The organism is Cryobacterium sp. TMT1-66-1 (genome assembly GCF_004403435.1).
GTDB classification, from domain to species: domain Bacteria; phylum Actinomycetota; class Actinomycetes; order Actinomycetales; family Microbacteriaceae; genus Cryobacterium; species Cryobacterium flavum.
Map to the genome: position 1 here is coordinate 54,814 of NZ_SOGP01000005.1, position 13,895 is coordinate 68,708.

Annotated in this window: 11 protein-coding genes and 1 pseudogene; 3 read left to right on the forward strand and 9 right to left on the reverse strand. The window is 65.7% G+C overall.

Annotated features, from left to right (window positions below):
- Positions 1-10: 10 nt before the first annotated feature.
- Complete coding sequence (locus tag E3T29_RS02255) at positions 11-964, reverse strand: phosphate/phosphite/phosphonate ABC transporter substrate-binding protein (RefSeq protein WP_241987597.1); 954 nt, start codon at positions 962-964, stop codon at positions 11-13.
- Between the two features lie 261 nt (positions 965-1,225).
- On the opposite strand from E3T29_RS02255, the gene E3T29_RS02260 reads away from it, so the two are divergent.
- Positions 1,226-2,818 (forward strand): AMP-binding protein, encoded by a 1,593-nt coding sequence (locus E3T29_RS02260; RefSeq protein ID WP_134343906.1) that lies wholly within the window; start codon positions 1,226-1,228, stop codon positions 2,816-2,818.
- Between the two features lie 18 nt (positions 2,819-2,836).
- Here the strand turns inward: E3T29_RS02260 and E3T29_RS02265 are convergent, their stop codons facing one another.
- The gene (locus E3T29_RS02265; protein ID WP_134343907.1) at positions 2,837-3,688 is read right to left on the reverse strand and encodes an endonuclease/exonuclease/phosphatase family protein; all 852 of its coding nucleotides are present in this window, start codon (positions 3,686-3,688) and stop codon (positions 2,837-2,839) included.
- 129 nt (positions 3,689-3,817) lie between these two features.
- On the opposite strand from E3T29_RS02265, the gene purL reads away from it, so the two are divergent.
- Both purL and E3T29_RS02275 read left to right on the forward strand, forming a co-directional pair.
- Entirely contained in the window at positions 3,818-6,124 is a 2,307-nt protein-coding gene (purL, locus tag E3T29_RS02270; protein WP_134343908.1) for a phosphoribosylformylglycinamidine synthase subunit PurL, read from the forward strand.
- A 137-nt stretch (positions 6,125-6,261) separates the two neighbouring features.
- The gene (locus E3T29_RS02275; RefSeq protein ID WP_134343909.1) at positions 6,262-7,200 is read left to right on the forward strand and encodes a hypothetical protein; all 939 of its coding nucleotides are present in this window, start codon (positions 6,262-6,264) and stop codon (positions 7,198-7,200) included.
- A gap of 47 nt (positions 7,201-7,247) precedes the next feature.
- On the opposite strand, the gene E3T29_RS02280 is transcribed toward E3T29_RS02275, so the two are convergent.
- The 7 genes and pseudogenes from E3T29_RS02280 to E3T29_RS02310 all read right to left on the reverse strand — a co-directional run bounded on the left by E3T29_RS02280 (position 7,248) and on the right by E3T29_RS02310 (position 13,845).
- Positions 7,248-8,258 carry an aldo/keto reductase gene (locus tag E3T29_RS02280; RefSeq protein ID WP_134343910.1) on the reverse strand — a complete coding sequence of 337 codons (1,011 nt, stop codon included), beginning with the start codon at positions 8,256-8,258 and terminating at the stop codon, positions 7,248-7,250.
- A gap of 121 nt (positions 8,259-8,379) precedes the next feature.
- Positions 8,380-9,303, reverse strand: a complete 924-nt coding sequence (locus E3T29_RS02285) for an SDR family NAD(P)-dependent oxidoreductase (protein ID WP_134343911.1) — start codon at positions 9,301-9,303, stop codon at positions 8,380-8,382.
- A gap of 162 nt (positions 9,304-9,465) precedes the next feature.
- A pseudogene (locus E3T29_RS02290) lies at positions 9,466-9,858 on the reverse strand (chorismate mutase); the annotation flags it as partial.
- A gap of 21 nt (positions 9,859-9,879) precedes the next feature.
- A complete protein-coding gene (locus E3T29_RS02295) occupies positions 9,880-10,839 on the reverse strand; it encodes a DMT family transporter (protein ID WP_370449095.1) in 960 nt (319 codons plus the stop codon).
- Between the two features lie 355 nt (positions 10,840-11,194).
- On the reverse strand, positions 11,195-11,989 hold the full coding sequence (locus tag E3T29_RS02300) for a GNAT family N-acetyltransferase (protein WP_134343913.1): 795 nt from the start codon (positions 11,987-11,989) through the stop codon (positions 11,195-11,197).
- Between the two features lie 83 nt (positions 11,990-12,072).
- Positions 12,073-13,359 (reverse strand): adenylosuccinate synthase, encoded by a 1,287-nt coding sequence (locus E3T29_RS02305; protein ID WP_134343914.1) that lies wholly within the window; start codon positions 13,357-13,359, stop codon positions 12,073-12,075.
- A complete protein-coding gene (locus tag E3T29_RS02310) occupies positions 13,360-13,845 on the reverse strand; it encodes a DUF3151 domain-containing protein (protein ID WP_092338112.1) in 486 nt (161 codons plus the stop codon).
- Positions 13,846-13,895: the final 50 nt, after the last annotated feature.

Sequence of the window (13,895 nt, forward strand, 5' to 3'; positions counted from 1 at the left end):
GACTTACTGGTTAGCCCTGGCACTGCGAGGCCGACGTCTTCACGCAGATGTCGCGAATGGTGTCGTAATACTTGTCATCGACCGGCTCGGTCGCGTAGAACGTATCGCGAAAGGCCTGGGTGTCTGCGCTCGTCACGCCCGAGGCGATGATGTCGTCGATGGTGACCTGGCCGAGCACCTCGGTGAGCTGGGTCTTCAACTCGGCCGGCAGGGTGTCAGAGACGACGATCGGTGCACCGGGAACCATGGTCTCGGCGATGACCTTGACCTTGTCGCTCTTGGCGACCTCGCTGTCCTCGGCGAAACCGACCTCACACTCCTTGCCCTCGCCGACCTTCTGCACGCTCACGTCGTGCTTGCCGGCGAACACCGGGGTCACATCGGAGACCGGGTCGACGCCGGCTTCGAGCAGGTTGTAGGAGGGGAACAGGTATCCGCTCGTCGATGACGGGTCGACGAAGCAGACCTTCTTGCCGGCGAACTCGGCGAGGGAGGTGATGGCGCTGTCTGCCGGAACGATCGCCTGCGAGTAGTAGCCGGGCACCTCGCCCTCGGTCGTCACGATCGAGGAGATCGGAGTGATGGCCGCGCCGTTGTTGGTGGCGGTGATGTAAGTGAAGCCGGAGAACGAGGCCACGTCGATCTTGCCGGCGATTGCGGCTTCGATCAGGGCGGCGTAATCGGTGGACTCGTGGTATTCCACGGTCTTGCCGGTCTCCTGTTCGATGTAGTCCATCAACGGCTGGTAGTTGGTCTGGGTGTCGACCGAGTCGGGAACCACACCGAACACCAGGGTGTTCTCATCGGCGGCGTAGCTGACGCCGTCGGTGCCAGTTCCGGCCGCGTCGGCGGTGTCCGCCGAGCAGGAGGCCAGGCTCAGGGTGAGCAGAACTGCGGCGCCGGCGGCGAGGGCCGTCTTGGCGCCGAGAGAAGTGGTGCGTGAAAAAGCGCTGTGGATTGCCACGTGAAACCTTCCTGAGTCGAGGGCGTTACGTGTAGCTACGTTAGGCAGGCCGCGCCAACAGCACGGGGGCCCGGGGTAACCGGCAGGTGAACGCGCCGTGGCAAGTGCGCGAGCGGGAATCCGCTCACCCACGCGGATGCCCGCGCCCGCTCACTCAAACGGATGCCCCGCCCGTTCAAAGCCACTCGGGTCACATGCACAGTTTCGCGGCAGCCCCGAGCGGTACCGTGTGCATGCCACACCGATCGAAGGAGATCCTAAGTGTTCACGAGCCCCTACGCTCCCGTTGAGATTCCCACGCAAAGCATTTTCGACTACCTGTTCGGGGACCTGAGCGAGGCCGAGCTGGATCGCACCGCCGTCATCGACGGTGCCAGCGGGGCCGCCATGAGCTACCGCACCCTGGTCGATCAGATCACCCGGGTGGCCGGCGCTCTCGCTGCCGACGGCGTCGGTCCCGGCACGGTCGTGGGCCTGCTCTGCCCGAACACGCCGGAATTCACGGCCATCTTCCACGGGATTCTGCGCGCCGGCGCCACGGTCACCACCATCAACTCGCTCTACACTCCCGACGACATCCAGCGCCACCTCCACGATTCCGGTGCGACCTGGCTCGTGACCGTCACCCCGCTGCTGGCCGGCGCCAAGGCGGCAGCGCACGCGGCGGGCATCTCCGACGAGAACATCGTGGTGATCGATGGTGAGCCGGGGCATCCGTCGCTGGCTGATTTACTTGCAGTGGATGCTGCCGCCCCCGCCCTCAGCATCGACCCCGCCACGCACGTGGCTGTTCTCCCCTACTCTTCGGGCACCACGGCGGCGCCGAAGGGCGTCATGCTGAGCCACCGCAACCTCGTGGCGAACGTGCAACAGGCCCGCGATCTGATCGGGGTTGTTCCAGACGACAAAGTGCTCGCGCTGCTGCCGTTTTACCACATCTACGGAATGACGGTGCTGCTGAACCTCGCCTTCAAACAGCGGGCCTCGCTGGTCACCATGGCCAAGTTCGACTTCGTCGAGTTTCTGCGCATGATCCAGGATCACCGCTGCAGCTACGTCTTTATCGCGCCGCCGATTGCGGTGGCCGTGGCGAAGCATCCGCTGGTAGCGGAGTATGACCTGTCGAGCGTGCACACCATCCTCTCGGGGGCAGCCCCGCTCGACGGTGCTCTCGCCGCGGCGGTGGCCACCCGGCTGGACTGCCGCATTCTGCAGGGCTACGGCATGACCGAGGTCAGCCCGGTGAGCCACCTGATTCCGATCGACGCGCCACACCTGTCGCGCGCGTCCGTGGGAGTGACCGTGCCGAACATGGACTGCAAGCTCGTGTCGACCGAAACCGGCGAAGAGATCGAGATTCCCGAAGACGGGGTCAGCGAGCCCGGTGAGCTGCTGGTGCGCGGCCCGAACGTGATGCTCGGCTACCTGAACAACGAGAAGGCCACCCGCGAGACCATCGACGCCGACGGATTTCTGCACACCGGCGACATCGCCACGGTCAGTGCGCTCGGCGAGGTGACCATCGTCGATCGCAGCAAGGAGCTGATCAAGTACAAGGGCTACCAGATCGCTCCGGCCGAGCTGGAAGCGCTGCTGCTCACCCACCCGCGCATCAAGGATGCCGCGGTGATCGGTGCAGCGGATGCCGACGGCCAGGAGATCCCGAAAGCCTTCGTCGTCGCCGTGGCTGAGTCGGCGGTCACGGCCGAGGAGATCATGGCCTACATCACCGAGCGGGTCGCCCCGCACAAGAAGGTGCGCGCAGTGGAATTCATCGACGCGATCCCGAAGTCGGCGTCCGGCAAGATCCTGCGCAAGGACCTGCGCGCCAAGGAGCGTGCCGCGACGGTCTAGTCGGCGCCGATCGACGCTTTAACCGGAGATGGTCCCCGCAGGGGTGGTGCCTGCGAGATTCACGACGGCCTGCACCGCGGCGTGGTCCGACGGCCAGCCGCCGACATAGCGCTTCACGTTGATGGCGGCCTTGCGCACGGGGACGCCGGGCGTGACGAGGAGCCAGTCGATGCGTTTGAGATTGCGCTGCGGCGAGCGATAGTTCAAAAACGTTCCCCACTCTTCGGTGAGGCGTTCGTCTGCTGTGTTCCAGGCATCCAGAAGCAGGCCCTGGCCGGTTAGGCGGTCATAGGGGGCGGTATTCGCATCTGTATTGAAATCGCCGGTCACCACAGTGGGAAGCTGCGACGCCAACACGATGCGTCGCATTACGTCGGCGGATCGCAGCCGCGAGGTACGGGAGCGGTGGTCGAAGTGCGTGTTCACGGCCTGGAAATCGATACCGGTGGCGATGTCGTGAAAGAGCGCGTCAACGACGACGCGCGGAGTGTGATTGCCCCAGGAGGTGGATCCCGGCTGCGACGGTGTCTCAGAGAGGGCCGTCTGCTTCCACTCGAGCACCCGCAGTCGACGTGAATCGTAGAAGATCGGGCAGCCTTCCCCGCCCTTGTTGGCTTCCCGGCCATATCCGATCGAGCGGTAGCGATCGCCGAGCGCGTGACGCACGAAGTTCGCCTGGTCGAACAGCGCTTCTTGCACGCCGATCAGTGCGGGCTGTTCCGCCGCGAGCAGACGTTTCAGTATTGGCCGGCGGTGCACCCACCGATCGGGGCTGCGCGGGTTGAGATGCGGCAGGCGCCGACGGATGTTGAAACTCATGACATGCAAATCCGGCGCGGCGACGGGGCCGATGAGTGCGCTGTCTGTCATGGGACCAGCCTATGGCGAGCGTTGCGCTCCCGATCCGCAGTAGGTCGCACGCAGCGCCACGCTGGCCGGGCGAGGCGACCGGTAGACTTGCCGGGTCAAGCATCCGCTATCTCGGGGAGAATTCCACACGTGACCGCTGTTTCCAACACCTCTTCCCCCGGCGTCGCCGACACCGTTTCCAATGCCATTGCGACACCCGAGAAGGAGCAGCCCTACGGCGCGCTCGGGCTCAAGGCCGATGAGTACGCGAAGATTCGCGAGATTCTGGGCCGCCGCCCCACGAGTGGCGAGCTTGCGATGTACTCGGTGATGTGGAGCGAGCACTGCTCCTACAAGAGCTCGAAGATGTACCTGCGCCAGTTCGGCGACAAAGTCACCCCCGCCATGAAGAAGAACCTTATGGTCGGAATGGGCGAGAACGCCGGCGTGCTTGACGTCGGCGAGGGCTGGGCCGTCACCTTCAAGATCGAATCGCACAACCACCCCTCCTACATTGAGCCGTTCCAGGGCGCTGCAACGGGCGTCGGCGGAATCGTGCGCGACATTATCTCGATGGGCGCCCGCCCGGTCGCCGTGATGGACGCCCTGCGTTTCGGCGACATCACCGACCCCGACACCGCCCGTGTCGTACACGGCGTGGTCTCCGGCATCAGCTTCTACGGCAACTGCCTCGGCCTGCCCAACATCGGCGGCGAAACCGTGTTCGACCGGGTCTACCAGGGCAACCCGCTGGTCAATGCGCTCTCGGTCGGCGTGCTGCGCCACGAAGACCTGCACCTGGCCAACGCCCGCGGCGTCGGCAACCAGGTCGTGCTGTTTGGAGCCCGCACCGGCGGCGACGGCATTGGCGGGGCATCCATTCTCGCCTCCGATACGTTCAGCGCCGGCGGCCCGACCAAGCGCCCCGCAGTACAGGTCGGCGACCCGTTCGCCGAGAAGGTACTCATCGAGTGCTGCCTCGAACTGTTTGCCGGCAAGCTCGTCGAGGGAATTCAAGACCTCGGCGCGGCCGGCATCAGCTGCGCCACTTCTGAGCTCGCCTCCAACGGCGACGGCGGCATGTTCATCGAACTCGAGAAGGTGCTGCTGCGCGACCCCACGCTCACCGCCGAAGAGATCCTGATGAGCGAGAGCCAGGAACGCATGATGGCGATCGTCACTCCCGAGAAGCTCGAGGGCTTTCTCGCCGTCACCACCAAGTGGGACGTGGAGACCAGCGTGCTCGGCGAGGTCACCGACACCGGCCGCCTCATCATCAACTGGCACGGCGAAGAAATCGTCAACGTGCTGCCACGCACCGTGGCCGTCGACGGCCCGGTCTACGAGCGTCCGCTCGCGTACCCGACCTGGATCGACGCCCTGCAGGCCGACACCGCCTCCGTACTTCCCCGCGCACTCGACGGCGAGACCCTGCGCGAGCAGTTCCTCGACCTGCTCGGCTCGCCGAACCTGGCCGACCCGAGCTGGATCACCGACCAGTACGACCACTACGTGCAGGGCAACACGGCGCTCTCCTTTCCCGACGACGGCGGCATGATCCGCGTCGACGAAGAGAGCGGGCTCGGTTTCGCGATCGCGACCGACGCGAACGGCCGCTACTGCCAGCTCGACCCGTACCGCGGCGCGCAGCTGGCCCTCGCCGAGGCATACCGCAACGTCGCCGCGACCGGCGCCGTTCCGGCCGGCGTCAGTGACTGCCTCAACTTCGGCTCCCCCGAGAACCCCGAGGTCATGTGGCAGTTCCGTGAAGCCGTAACGGCCCTCGCCGACGGATGCCTGGAGCTCGAGATTCCCGTCACCGGCGGCAACGTGTCGTTCTACAACCAGACCGGCGACCAGCCCATTCACCCCACCCCGGTCGTGGCCGTGCTCGGCGTGATCGACGACGTCGCCCGCCGCATTCCGAGCGGCTGGCAGGACGACGGGCACAACATCTACCTGCTCGGCGAGACCCGCCTCGAGCTCGACGGTTCGGCCTGGGCCGGCGTCGTGCACGACCACCTCGGCGGTCGCCCACCCGTTGTCGACCTCGGCAAAGAGAAGGCCCTGGCCGGTCTGCTGCATGCCGCGTCGAAGGAAGCCCTGATCGACAGTGCGCACGACCTCAGCGAGGGCGGGCTCGCCCAGGCCCTCGCCGAAGCCGTCATGCGCTTTGGAGTGGGCGCGCGCGTCTGGCTGGGTGACATTCTGGATCGGGACGGGGTGGACGCATCCACTGCCCTGTTCTCCGAATCGGCCGGTCGCGTCATCGTTTCGGTGCCGCGCGAAGACGACGTGAAGTTCCTGGGCCTCTGCGCCGGCCGCTACATTCCGGTGCTGCGCATCGGCGTGACGGACAACACCCTGCACGCCCTCGAGGTACAGGACGTCTTCGCTGCGACTCTCTCCGAGATGCGCAATCGTCACCAATCCCCTCTCCCCGCCGCCTTCGCCTAACTCCCCAGCTCGCGAGAGCGCAAAAAGTGCTCGATTGAGAGGTCCAATCGGGCACTTTTTGCGCCTTCGCGAACCTGAACGAGCTTTGGGGTGTGGATAACTCATTTGACACCGAGACGGCGCGACACACTGTTGGCATGAATCGAGCTCGCAGGCTGCCGCTGGACTTCGAGGGGCGTCCATTCAGCACGGCCGAAGGCAGTGACGCGGGCCTGTCCAAGAAGCGGATGCGCGCGTCCGACCTAGCGCGCCCCTTTCCTGCAACGCGCACCGCGCGTGCAGATAGCAGCTCGGCAGACCTTCTCATCCGCGCCTACGCACAGCGGATGTCCGAATCAGACTTCTTCAGCCATGTGACGGCTGCGCGCGTGCACGGGCTCCCGCTGCCTTTTGCCGTCGAACACACGCAAACTATTCATGTCTCGACGGAGGAACCCACCCTGCGCGACCGGGTACTCGGTGTCCGCGGCCACCATGTCGCACCCAAGACGGTCACCGTCGTTGCGGTGCGCGGCGTGCGCGTCACAAGTGCGGTGGACACCTGGTGCCAGCTGTCCACCATGCTTGGGCTCGACGACCTCATCCGGATTGGCGACACACTCGTGCGCCGCAAGCATCCGTTCGCCGAGATGCGTGATCTGCTCGCCGCCGTTCGACGGTATTCGGGGCGACGGGGCGTCAAGCTGCTGCGCGAGGCGCTGATCTGGATACGACCCGGCGCCGATTCACCCCGCGAGACCGACCTGCGGCTGCTCATCGTGCGGGCCCGCCTGCCCGAACCGGAGGTCAATGCCATCATCATGAGTCGCACCGGGGTGAAGCTCGCCACCGGCGACCTGGTCTTTCGCCGATATCGTGTTCTGCTCGAGTACGACGGCGGGCAGCATCGCACCGACGAGAACCAGTTCCACTGGGATGTTGACCGCCTCGACGCGCTCATGGAGGAGAGGTGGCGGGTGATCCGCATCAACAAATCCCACCTCCACAATCCCTCAGAGGTGATCCGCAGAGTAACGGTGGCGCTCATGGCCGGTGGCTGGCGTCCTGTCGCGAGAGCGCAAAAAGTGCCCGATTGAGAGGCCCAATCGGGCACTTTTTGCGCCTTCGCGAGGAACGAGAGTCGCTACTCGCGACCGGCTGAGACCCACTGGGGGTTGAATGATCGGGCGGCGACGATGCGGTCCGCGAGCGCGTCCAAGCGCGCTACGTGTGCGGCATCGAGACGGATGTTCGCGGCCGCGAGATTCTCGTCCACTCGCTCGGTGAAACGAGACCCGGGGATCGGGGACAGAGCAAGCCCGAGGGTGCGACCCTTGTCATAGAGCCAGGCAAGCGCGACCTGCGCTGGTGAAACTGCCGCCTCGCGAGCCACCGCGATCACCTCGTCGAGAATGGGCTGGTTGGCGGCGAGGGCATCCGGGGTGAACCGGGGAAACTTATGCCGCCCGTCTGCATCAGTGAGCGCGCTGCGGTCGAATCGCCCGGTGAGCCACTGGCGACCCAGAGGCGAATACGGGACGAACCCGACGCCCAACTCGATCGCGGTAGGGACAACGTGCCGCTCGACGTCTCGGCTGATGATGCTCCACTCGGACTGCACTGCGGCGATCGGGTGAATGGCGGCAGCGCGGCGCAGCTCGTCACCAGTCGGTTCGGAGAGACCGATGTGGCGAATCTTGCCCGCCTGAACCAGTTCGGCGAGGGCCCCGACGGTCTCTTCGATGGGCACGTCGGGGTCGACCCGATGCTGGTAGTAGAGGTCCAGGTGGTCGGTGGCGAGGCGCGCGAGGCTCAGATCGATCTGCTCGAACACGTAGGCACGGTCACCTCGGATGCCGCGTGCACCGATTCCTCCGCCCGAAAGGATTCCGAACTTGCTCGCCAGCTGCACCTCATCGCGTCGGGTGGCGATCAATCGGGCAATGGTGCGTTCGCTCAACCCGTTCCCGTAGACGTTGGCCGTGTCGATGAAGGTGAGGCCCGAGTCAACGGCGTGCGTCAGCGTGCGCAGGGCATCGTCGGGGTCGATCGGGCCGTAGACCGGCGTGAGCGACATGCCTCCATAGCCCTGCGGGCTGACGGTGAGTCCGTCTCCCAGTGTGACTGCGGTCTGGATGGCGGGCGATGAAGTCATCTTGTCAGGATAGCCGCGCGGTGCCTCGGGGTCCCTCGTGTTACGTGCCGTCTCGCGAGAGCGCAAAAAGTGCCCGATTGAGAGGTCCAATCGGGCACTTTTTGCGCTCTCGCGTGAACACCTAGAGGAACGGCTCGCCGATGAGGGTCTCAGCTCGCTCCCAGAGACGACTCGCGACCGCTCGGTCTCGGGAGGTGCGGGTCGCCGGCTGACGAGTTGGCGCACCGCGGGTGAGCAGGCGGGGGCCGAAGTAGTCGCCGCCGTGGGCATCCGGGTCGATCGCGGCACGCACTGTCGACCAGGCTCCGTGATGCTTGCCCTGCGCGCCGACCAGCGTTTGCAGGCCGTCGATGACCCGCTTGGCCGGGGTGATTTCGTTGACACCGGGAATGGTGGGGGTCAACCCCGAAATCGAATATCCCGGATGCGCCACCAGCGACTGCACCATGCCCGCCCCATTGGCCCGCAACCGTCGATCGAGCTCGAACCCGAACACCTGCATTGCAATCTTGGACTGCGCGTACGCCTTCCACCCGTTATACGTGGTGGCCAGCTGCAAATCGTCAAGCGAGGAATCCATCAGCCGGGAGATCAGCGACCCGAGGGACACGACCCGGCTGCCGGGAGTGCGCCGCAAGGCCATGAGCGACCCCGCAGTCAAAGCAAAATGCCCGAGAAAGTTCGTCGCAAAGACCAGCTCGTTGCCGTCGAGGCTCACGGCGCGATCGGTCGGCGGGTGCACGATTCCAGCGTTGAGAATCAGGCCGTCGAGGCGAGGAAAAGCGCGCAGGGTTTCGCTGACGTCGCGAACTGACTGCAGATCGGCGACATCGAGCTGCAACACCGCAACGGATGCCCCCGCCACGCGGGCGCGAATCGCCGCGGCCGCGGCATCCGCTTTCACCGGGTTACGGCAGGCGAGCACGACGTGGGCGCCCGCGCCGGCGAGCTGCTCGCTAGTGAAGTAGCCGAGGCCGGCGTTGGCACCGGTAACGACGAAGGTCTTGCCGGTCTGGTCGGGCAGAGCCCGCGGGTTCCAGTTCACGAGTCCTGCTCGGCGACGAGCTGACGCCCGAAAACGTCTGTCTCGACGGTCACAGCGCCGAGATCTCCGGGCCGGCGGGAGTCACGACGCCGAGCTCGGTACGTGCGCGGTCGGCGGGTGCGGAAGCGGGTGCGGCTGCGGGTGCGGGTGCGACTGCGGCTGCGCGGGAGCGGCCTGCTCGGCGACAGCAGCGGAAGTCGGCGCAGAGCCGGCGGCCCGCCCCGGCTGCACAGCATCCCCACCGGCGATCTTCACGTGGTGGTGGATGACCTCGGCGATGATGAAATTGAGAAACTTCTCGGCGAAGGCCGGGTCGAGGTGGGCCTCCTCGGCGAGGCCGCGCAGCCGATCGATCTGCATGAGTTCACGCGCCGGGTCGGCGGCCGGCAGCCCGTGCGCTGCCTTGAGCCGCCCAACTTGCTGGGTGAACTTGAATCGCTCGGCCAGCAGGTGAATGAGCGCGGCGTCGATATTGTCGATGCTTTCGCGAATGCTGTGCAGCTGCGCAATCGCAGCAGCGTCAGCGTCGCCGGGTAACTCCTCGTGTACGACCATACTTTTACGATAATGCATGGCCTAAGCGGATGCCGCCGCCTCCCGGCCGCCGGGCCGCAGCCAGCTGAATCGCAAGCGTTTCTGCGTCAGCAGGATGCCGAGCAGCACCAACAGCGCCCCGGTCGGCTCGTGCCAGGAGAATGTTTCGGCCAGCACGAGCACCCCCAGCACCACGCCGACGACGGGCGTCACGTAGGTAACCGTGGACGCGTTGGTCGGCCCCCAGGCGCGCAGAACGTTGATGTTCCAGATGTAGGCCAGGCCGGTGCCGACCGCGCCGAGGGCCAGCAGGCACAGCACGATCGGCAGCGTCAGGTGCACCGGGCTCGAGGCCAGTACCGGGGTGAGCAGCAGCATGATCCCGCCAGCGATGCCGATGTTGAGAAAAGCGAACGTGCTCGCGGCAATTGGGCGCCCACTCAGAAACCGGCGGGTGTAGCCGAAGGTGAAGCCATAGCAGACCGCAGCGCCGAGGCAGGCGAGCTGGCCCCACAGGTCGCCGGTGAGCGAGGAATATTGCCAGGGCCCGATGATCACGACGACACCGATGATGCCGAGCACGACACCGGCCACCTGCGCACGCACGAGCTTCTCCACTCGAAACGCGAGTGTCGCCATGAGCGCGGTCATGATCGGAGTGACGGCGTTGTAGATGCTCGCGAGGCTCGAGGAGACGTACTGCTCGGCCCAGGCGAAGAGCAGGTGTGGAATCACGCATCCGCTAATTGCAATCACCAGAAAGTGCAGCCACACCACGCCTTCCCGCGGCAGTACCGGCCCGTTGCCTATGCGCGGCCGGTTCACCAGCACGATCAGCCCCAGGGTCAGCCCACCGAGCACGAGCCTCGACCAGGCGATCTGCCCGAAGCTGACCCCGTCGAGAGCGATCTTCATGAACAGAAAACTCGAGCCCCAGATCAGCCCCATACCGAGAAATTGCAGCAGGATGAGGCTCTTGCTGGCGGGAGGGGTCGGGGACACGTTCCGAGCCTATAGCTGGCGCCGACGCACCAGTGCCGGCGCCAGAGCACAAGGTCGGAAAAGCGCCGAAGAATTGCAGCGGATGCTGCACGCCCCTGCCTGACGTCCACCCCGGTCTCGCCGGGTCGTCGCCGCATAACTCCTGCAATCTGTCGCCGGCGGCAGTGCGATGACCCTGTTTATGCGGAACCGAAATTCCACCATGAGCAATTTGCCGGAGTTATGACGGATGGCTCGGGCTGCCTCGGTGGCTAAGCCAGGAAGTCCTCGCCAGGACCGGCCGAAACGGCCTCGAATCGGCCGTCGCGACCCAGATTTCCTGAATTCGCCACCAGCCAGGTTCCGAACACAACACCTACTGGGACGTGTCGGCCCCAGCGCTCTGCTCTGCATCGCTTCCAGATTCCGGGACCGGACCGGCCGCACCCGAAACAGCCTCAGGAGCACTTCCAGCGCTCGGACCAAAGCCGCCCCGCGGCCCGCCGCCGCTGATGGTGCCGCTTGGACCGGCCGGTCGCAGGCTGCGGTAGGTGACGAACCGGCCCTCGAACGCGTCAAGGCGTGCCTCGAGCCCGGCGCGCACGGCCGGCCACTCGTTGGCGAGGATCGAGTAGACGGCGCTGTCTCGCCAGGTGCCGTCGGCGCGCGGGCGGTCGCGGCGCAGGATGCCCTCGAATGTGGCCCCGATGCCGAGGATGGCGGCGCGGGAACGCTCGTTGATGGCATCCGCTTGAATCTTGACCCGGCCGAAGCCGTTCTCGAAGGCGGTGCCGAGCACGAGCAGTTTGGTTTCGGCGTTGACAGCGGTGCCCCAGACCCGCGGGTCGTAGGCGGTCCAGCCGAGGTGGATCGACTCGTTTACCTCGTCGATGTCGGCGAGGGTCGTGGTGCCGACGACGTCGCCATCGTTGGGGCCGCCGAGCAGACGCACCACGTAGGGCAGGCTTTCCCACTGAAAGTAGTCGTGTGCCCATTTGATGAAGCTGTCGACATCGCGGTGCAGCGTGGCCGGGCCGCCGCCATAGCCCGCGGCGAAGACTTCGGGGTGCGCGATGGCGCGCGCCAAGTCGGGCAGCACCGCACTTCCGAGCGGTTGCAGCTGCACAAAACGACCGGTCAAGGTCAGGGAATGGGGTCTCACGGCGTTCACTCGCCTAGTGTGACAGGTCAAAGTGAGGAATTGTGCACTGATTGTGCCAACCGGGCAGATTGGGGGCCCGGTTGGCGATTGCTCTAGTCGATCAGGTCGTGCCGCACCACGATGGCTTCACGGTCGGGGCCGACGCCGATCGCGGAAATGCGCGATCCGCTCATGCCCTCGAGGGCGAGTACGTAGTTCTGCGCGGCCTGCGGCAGGTCGTCGAAGGTGCGCACGCCGGTGATGTCCTCGGTCCAGCCGGGGAAGTTCTCGTAGATCGGAACGGCGTGGTGAAAGTCGCTCTGCGAGACCGGAACTTCTTCAACGCGCACGCCATCGACCGAGTAGGCCACACAGACGGGAATCTCGGCCAGACCAGTGAGTACGTCGAGCTTGGTCAGCACGAAGTCGGTGACGCCGTTGATGCGCGCGGTGTAGCGGGCGATCGGGGCGTCGTACCAGCCACAGCGGCGCGGGCGCCCGGTGGTGGTGCCGAACTCGAAGCCGTTGGAGCGCAGGTATTCGCCCGACTCGTCGAACAGTTCGGTGGGAAACGGGCCGCTACCGACGCGGGTCGTGTACGCCTTGACCACGGCGATGACGCGGTCGATGCGGTTCGGGGCGATGCCGCTGCCGGTCACCGCGCCGCCGGAGGTGGCGTTCGACGACGTGACGAACGGGTAGGTGCCGTGGTCGACGTCGAGCATGGTGGCCTGGCCGCCCTCGAACAATACGGTCTTGCCGGCGTTCAGGGCCTGGTGCAGCAGCAGGGCGGTGTCGGCAACCATGGGGCGTAAGCGTTCGGCGTAACCGAGCAGTTCGCTGACGATCTCCTCGGCCTCGATGGCACGGCGGTTGTAGACCTTGACCAGCATGTGGTTCTTCTGGTCGAGGGCTCCCTCGACCTTCTGGCGCAGAATATTCTCATCGAACAGGTCCTGCACGCGAATGCCGACCCGGTTGATCTTGTCGGCGTAGGCCGGGCCGATGCCGCGCCCAGTGGTGCCGATCTGGCGCTTGCCGAGAAAACGCTCGGTGACCTTGTCGAGGGTGCGGTGATACGCGGTGATGACGTGGGCGTTCAGGCTGACCTTGAGCCGGGAGACGTCGACGCCGCGTTCCGAGAGAGCGTCGAGCTCTTCAAAGAGCACCTCGACGTCGACGACAACGCCGTTGGCGATGACCGGGGTAACACCAGGACTCAGGATGCCCGACGGCAGCAGGTGCAGCGCATACTTCTCGTCGCCGACGACGACGGTGTGCCCAGCATTGTTGCCGCCGTTGAACTTGACGACATAGTCGACCCGGCTGCCGAGCAGGTCGGTGGCCTTACCCTTGCCCTCGTCGCCCCACTGGGCTCCGATGAGTACGATCGCGGGCATTTAGTCTTCTCCTCGAATAACGAAAGCTTCGGTGGGCGGCGCCGGGTCGAAACCCGGGCTGCCGGTGTAAAGGGCCCCGATGATGTCGATGGCGTCCACGTCAGCATCCGTCAAAAAAGCCGTCAGGCGGGAGACCTCCTCGGCCTCACCGATCTCCTCGGCACCGCGGCGCAGCGCGAACAGGGCGCGGAGCACACCGCGGTTGGGTTCGTGGCGCCATGGAATGGGGCCGTGGCCGCGCCAGCCAGCCTTACGCAGGGCGTCGAGTCCGCGGTGGTACCCGACGCGGGCGTAGGCATACGACTCGAGGATGCGCCCCTCAGAGTGGGTCGCATCGGCCAGTTCAGCCCAGGCGAGCGGAGAGGTCGGATGTACCTGCACGACGCCGGCGATCTCGCTCCTCGCGGTTCGCCGCAGGGCTTCGAGCACCTCCGGTTCCGCGGGAAGAAGGGTCTCGGGCTCTGAAATCAAATTGTCGCCGGTCACACTGAATGCTATCAAGCCCGGGGCCGGTCTCCCCGGCGACGGGCCAGACG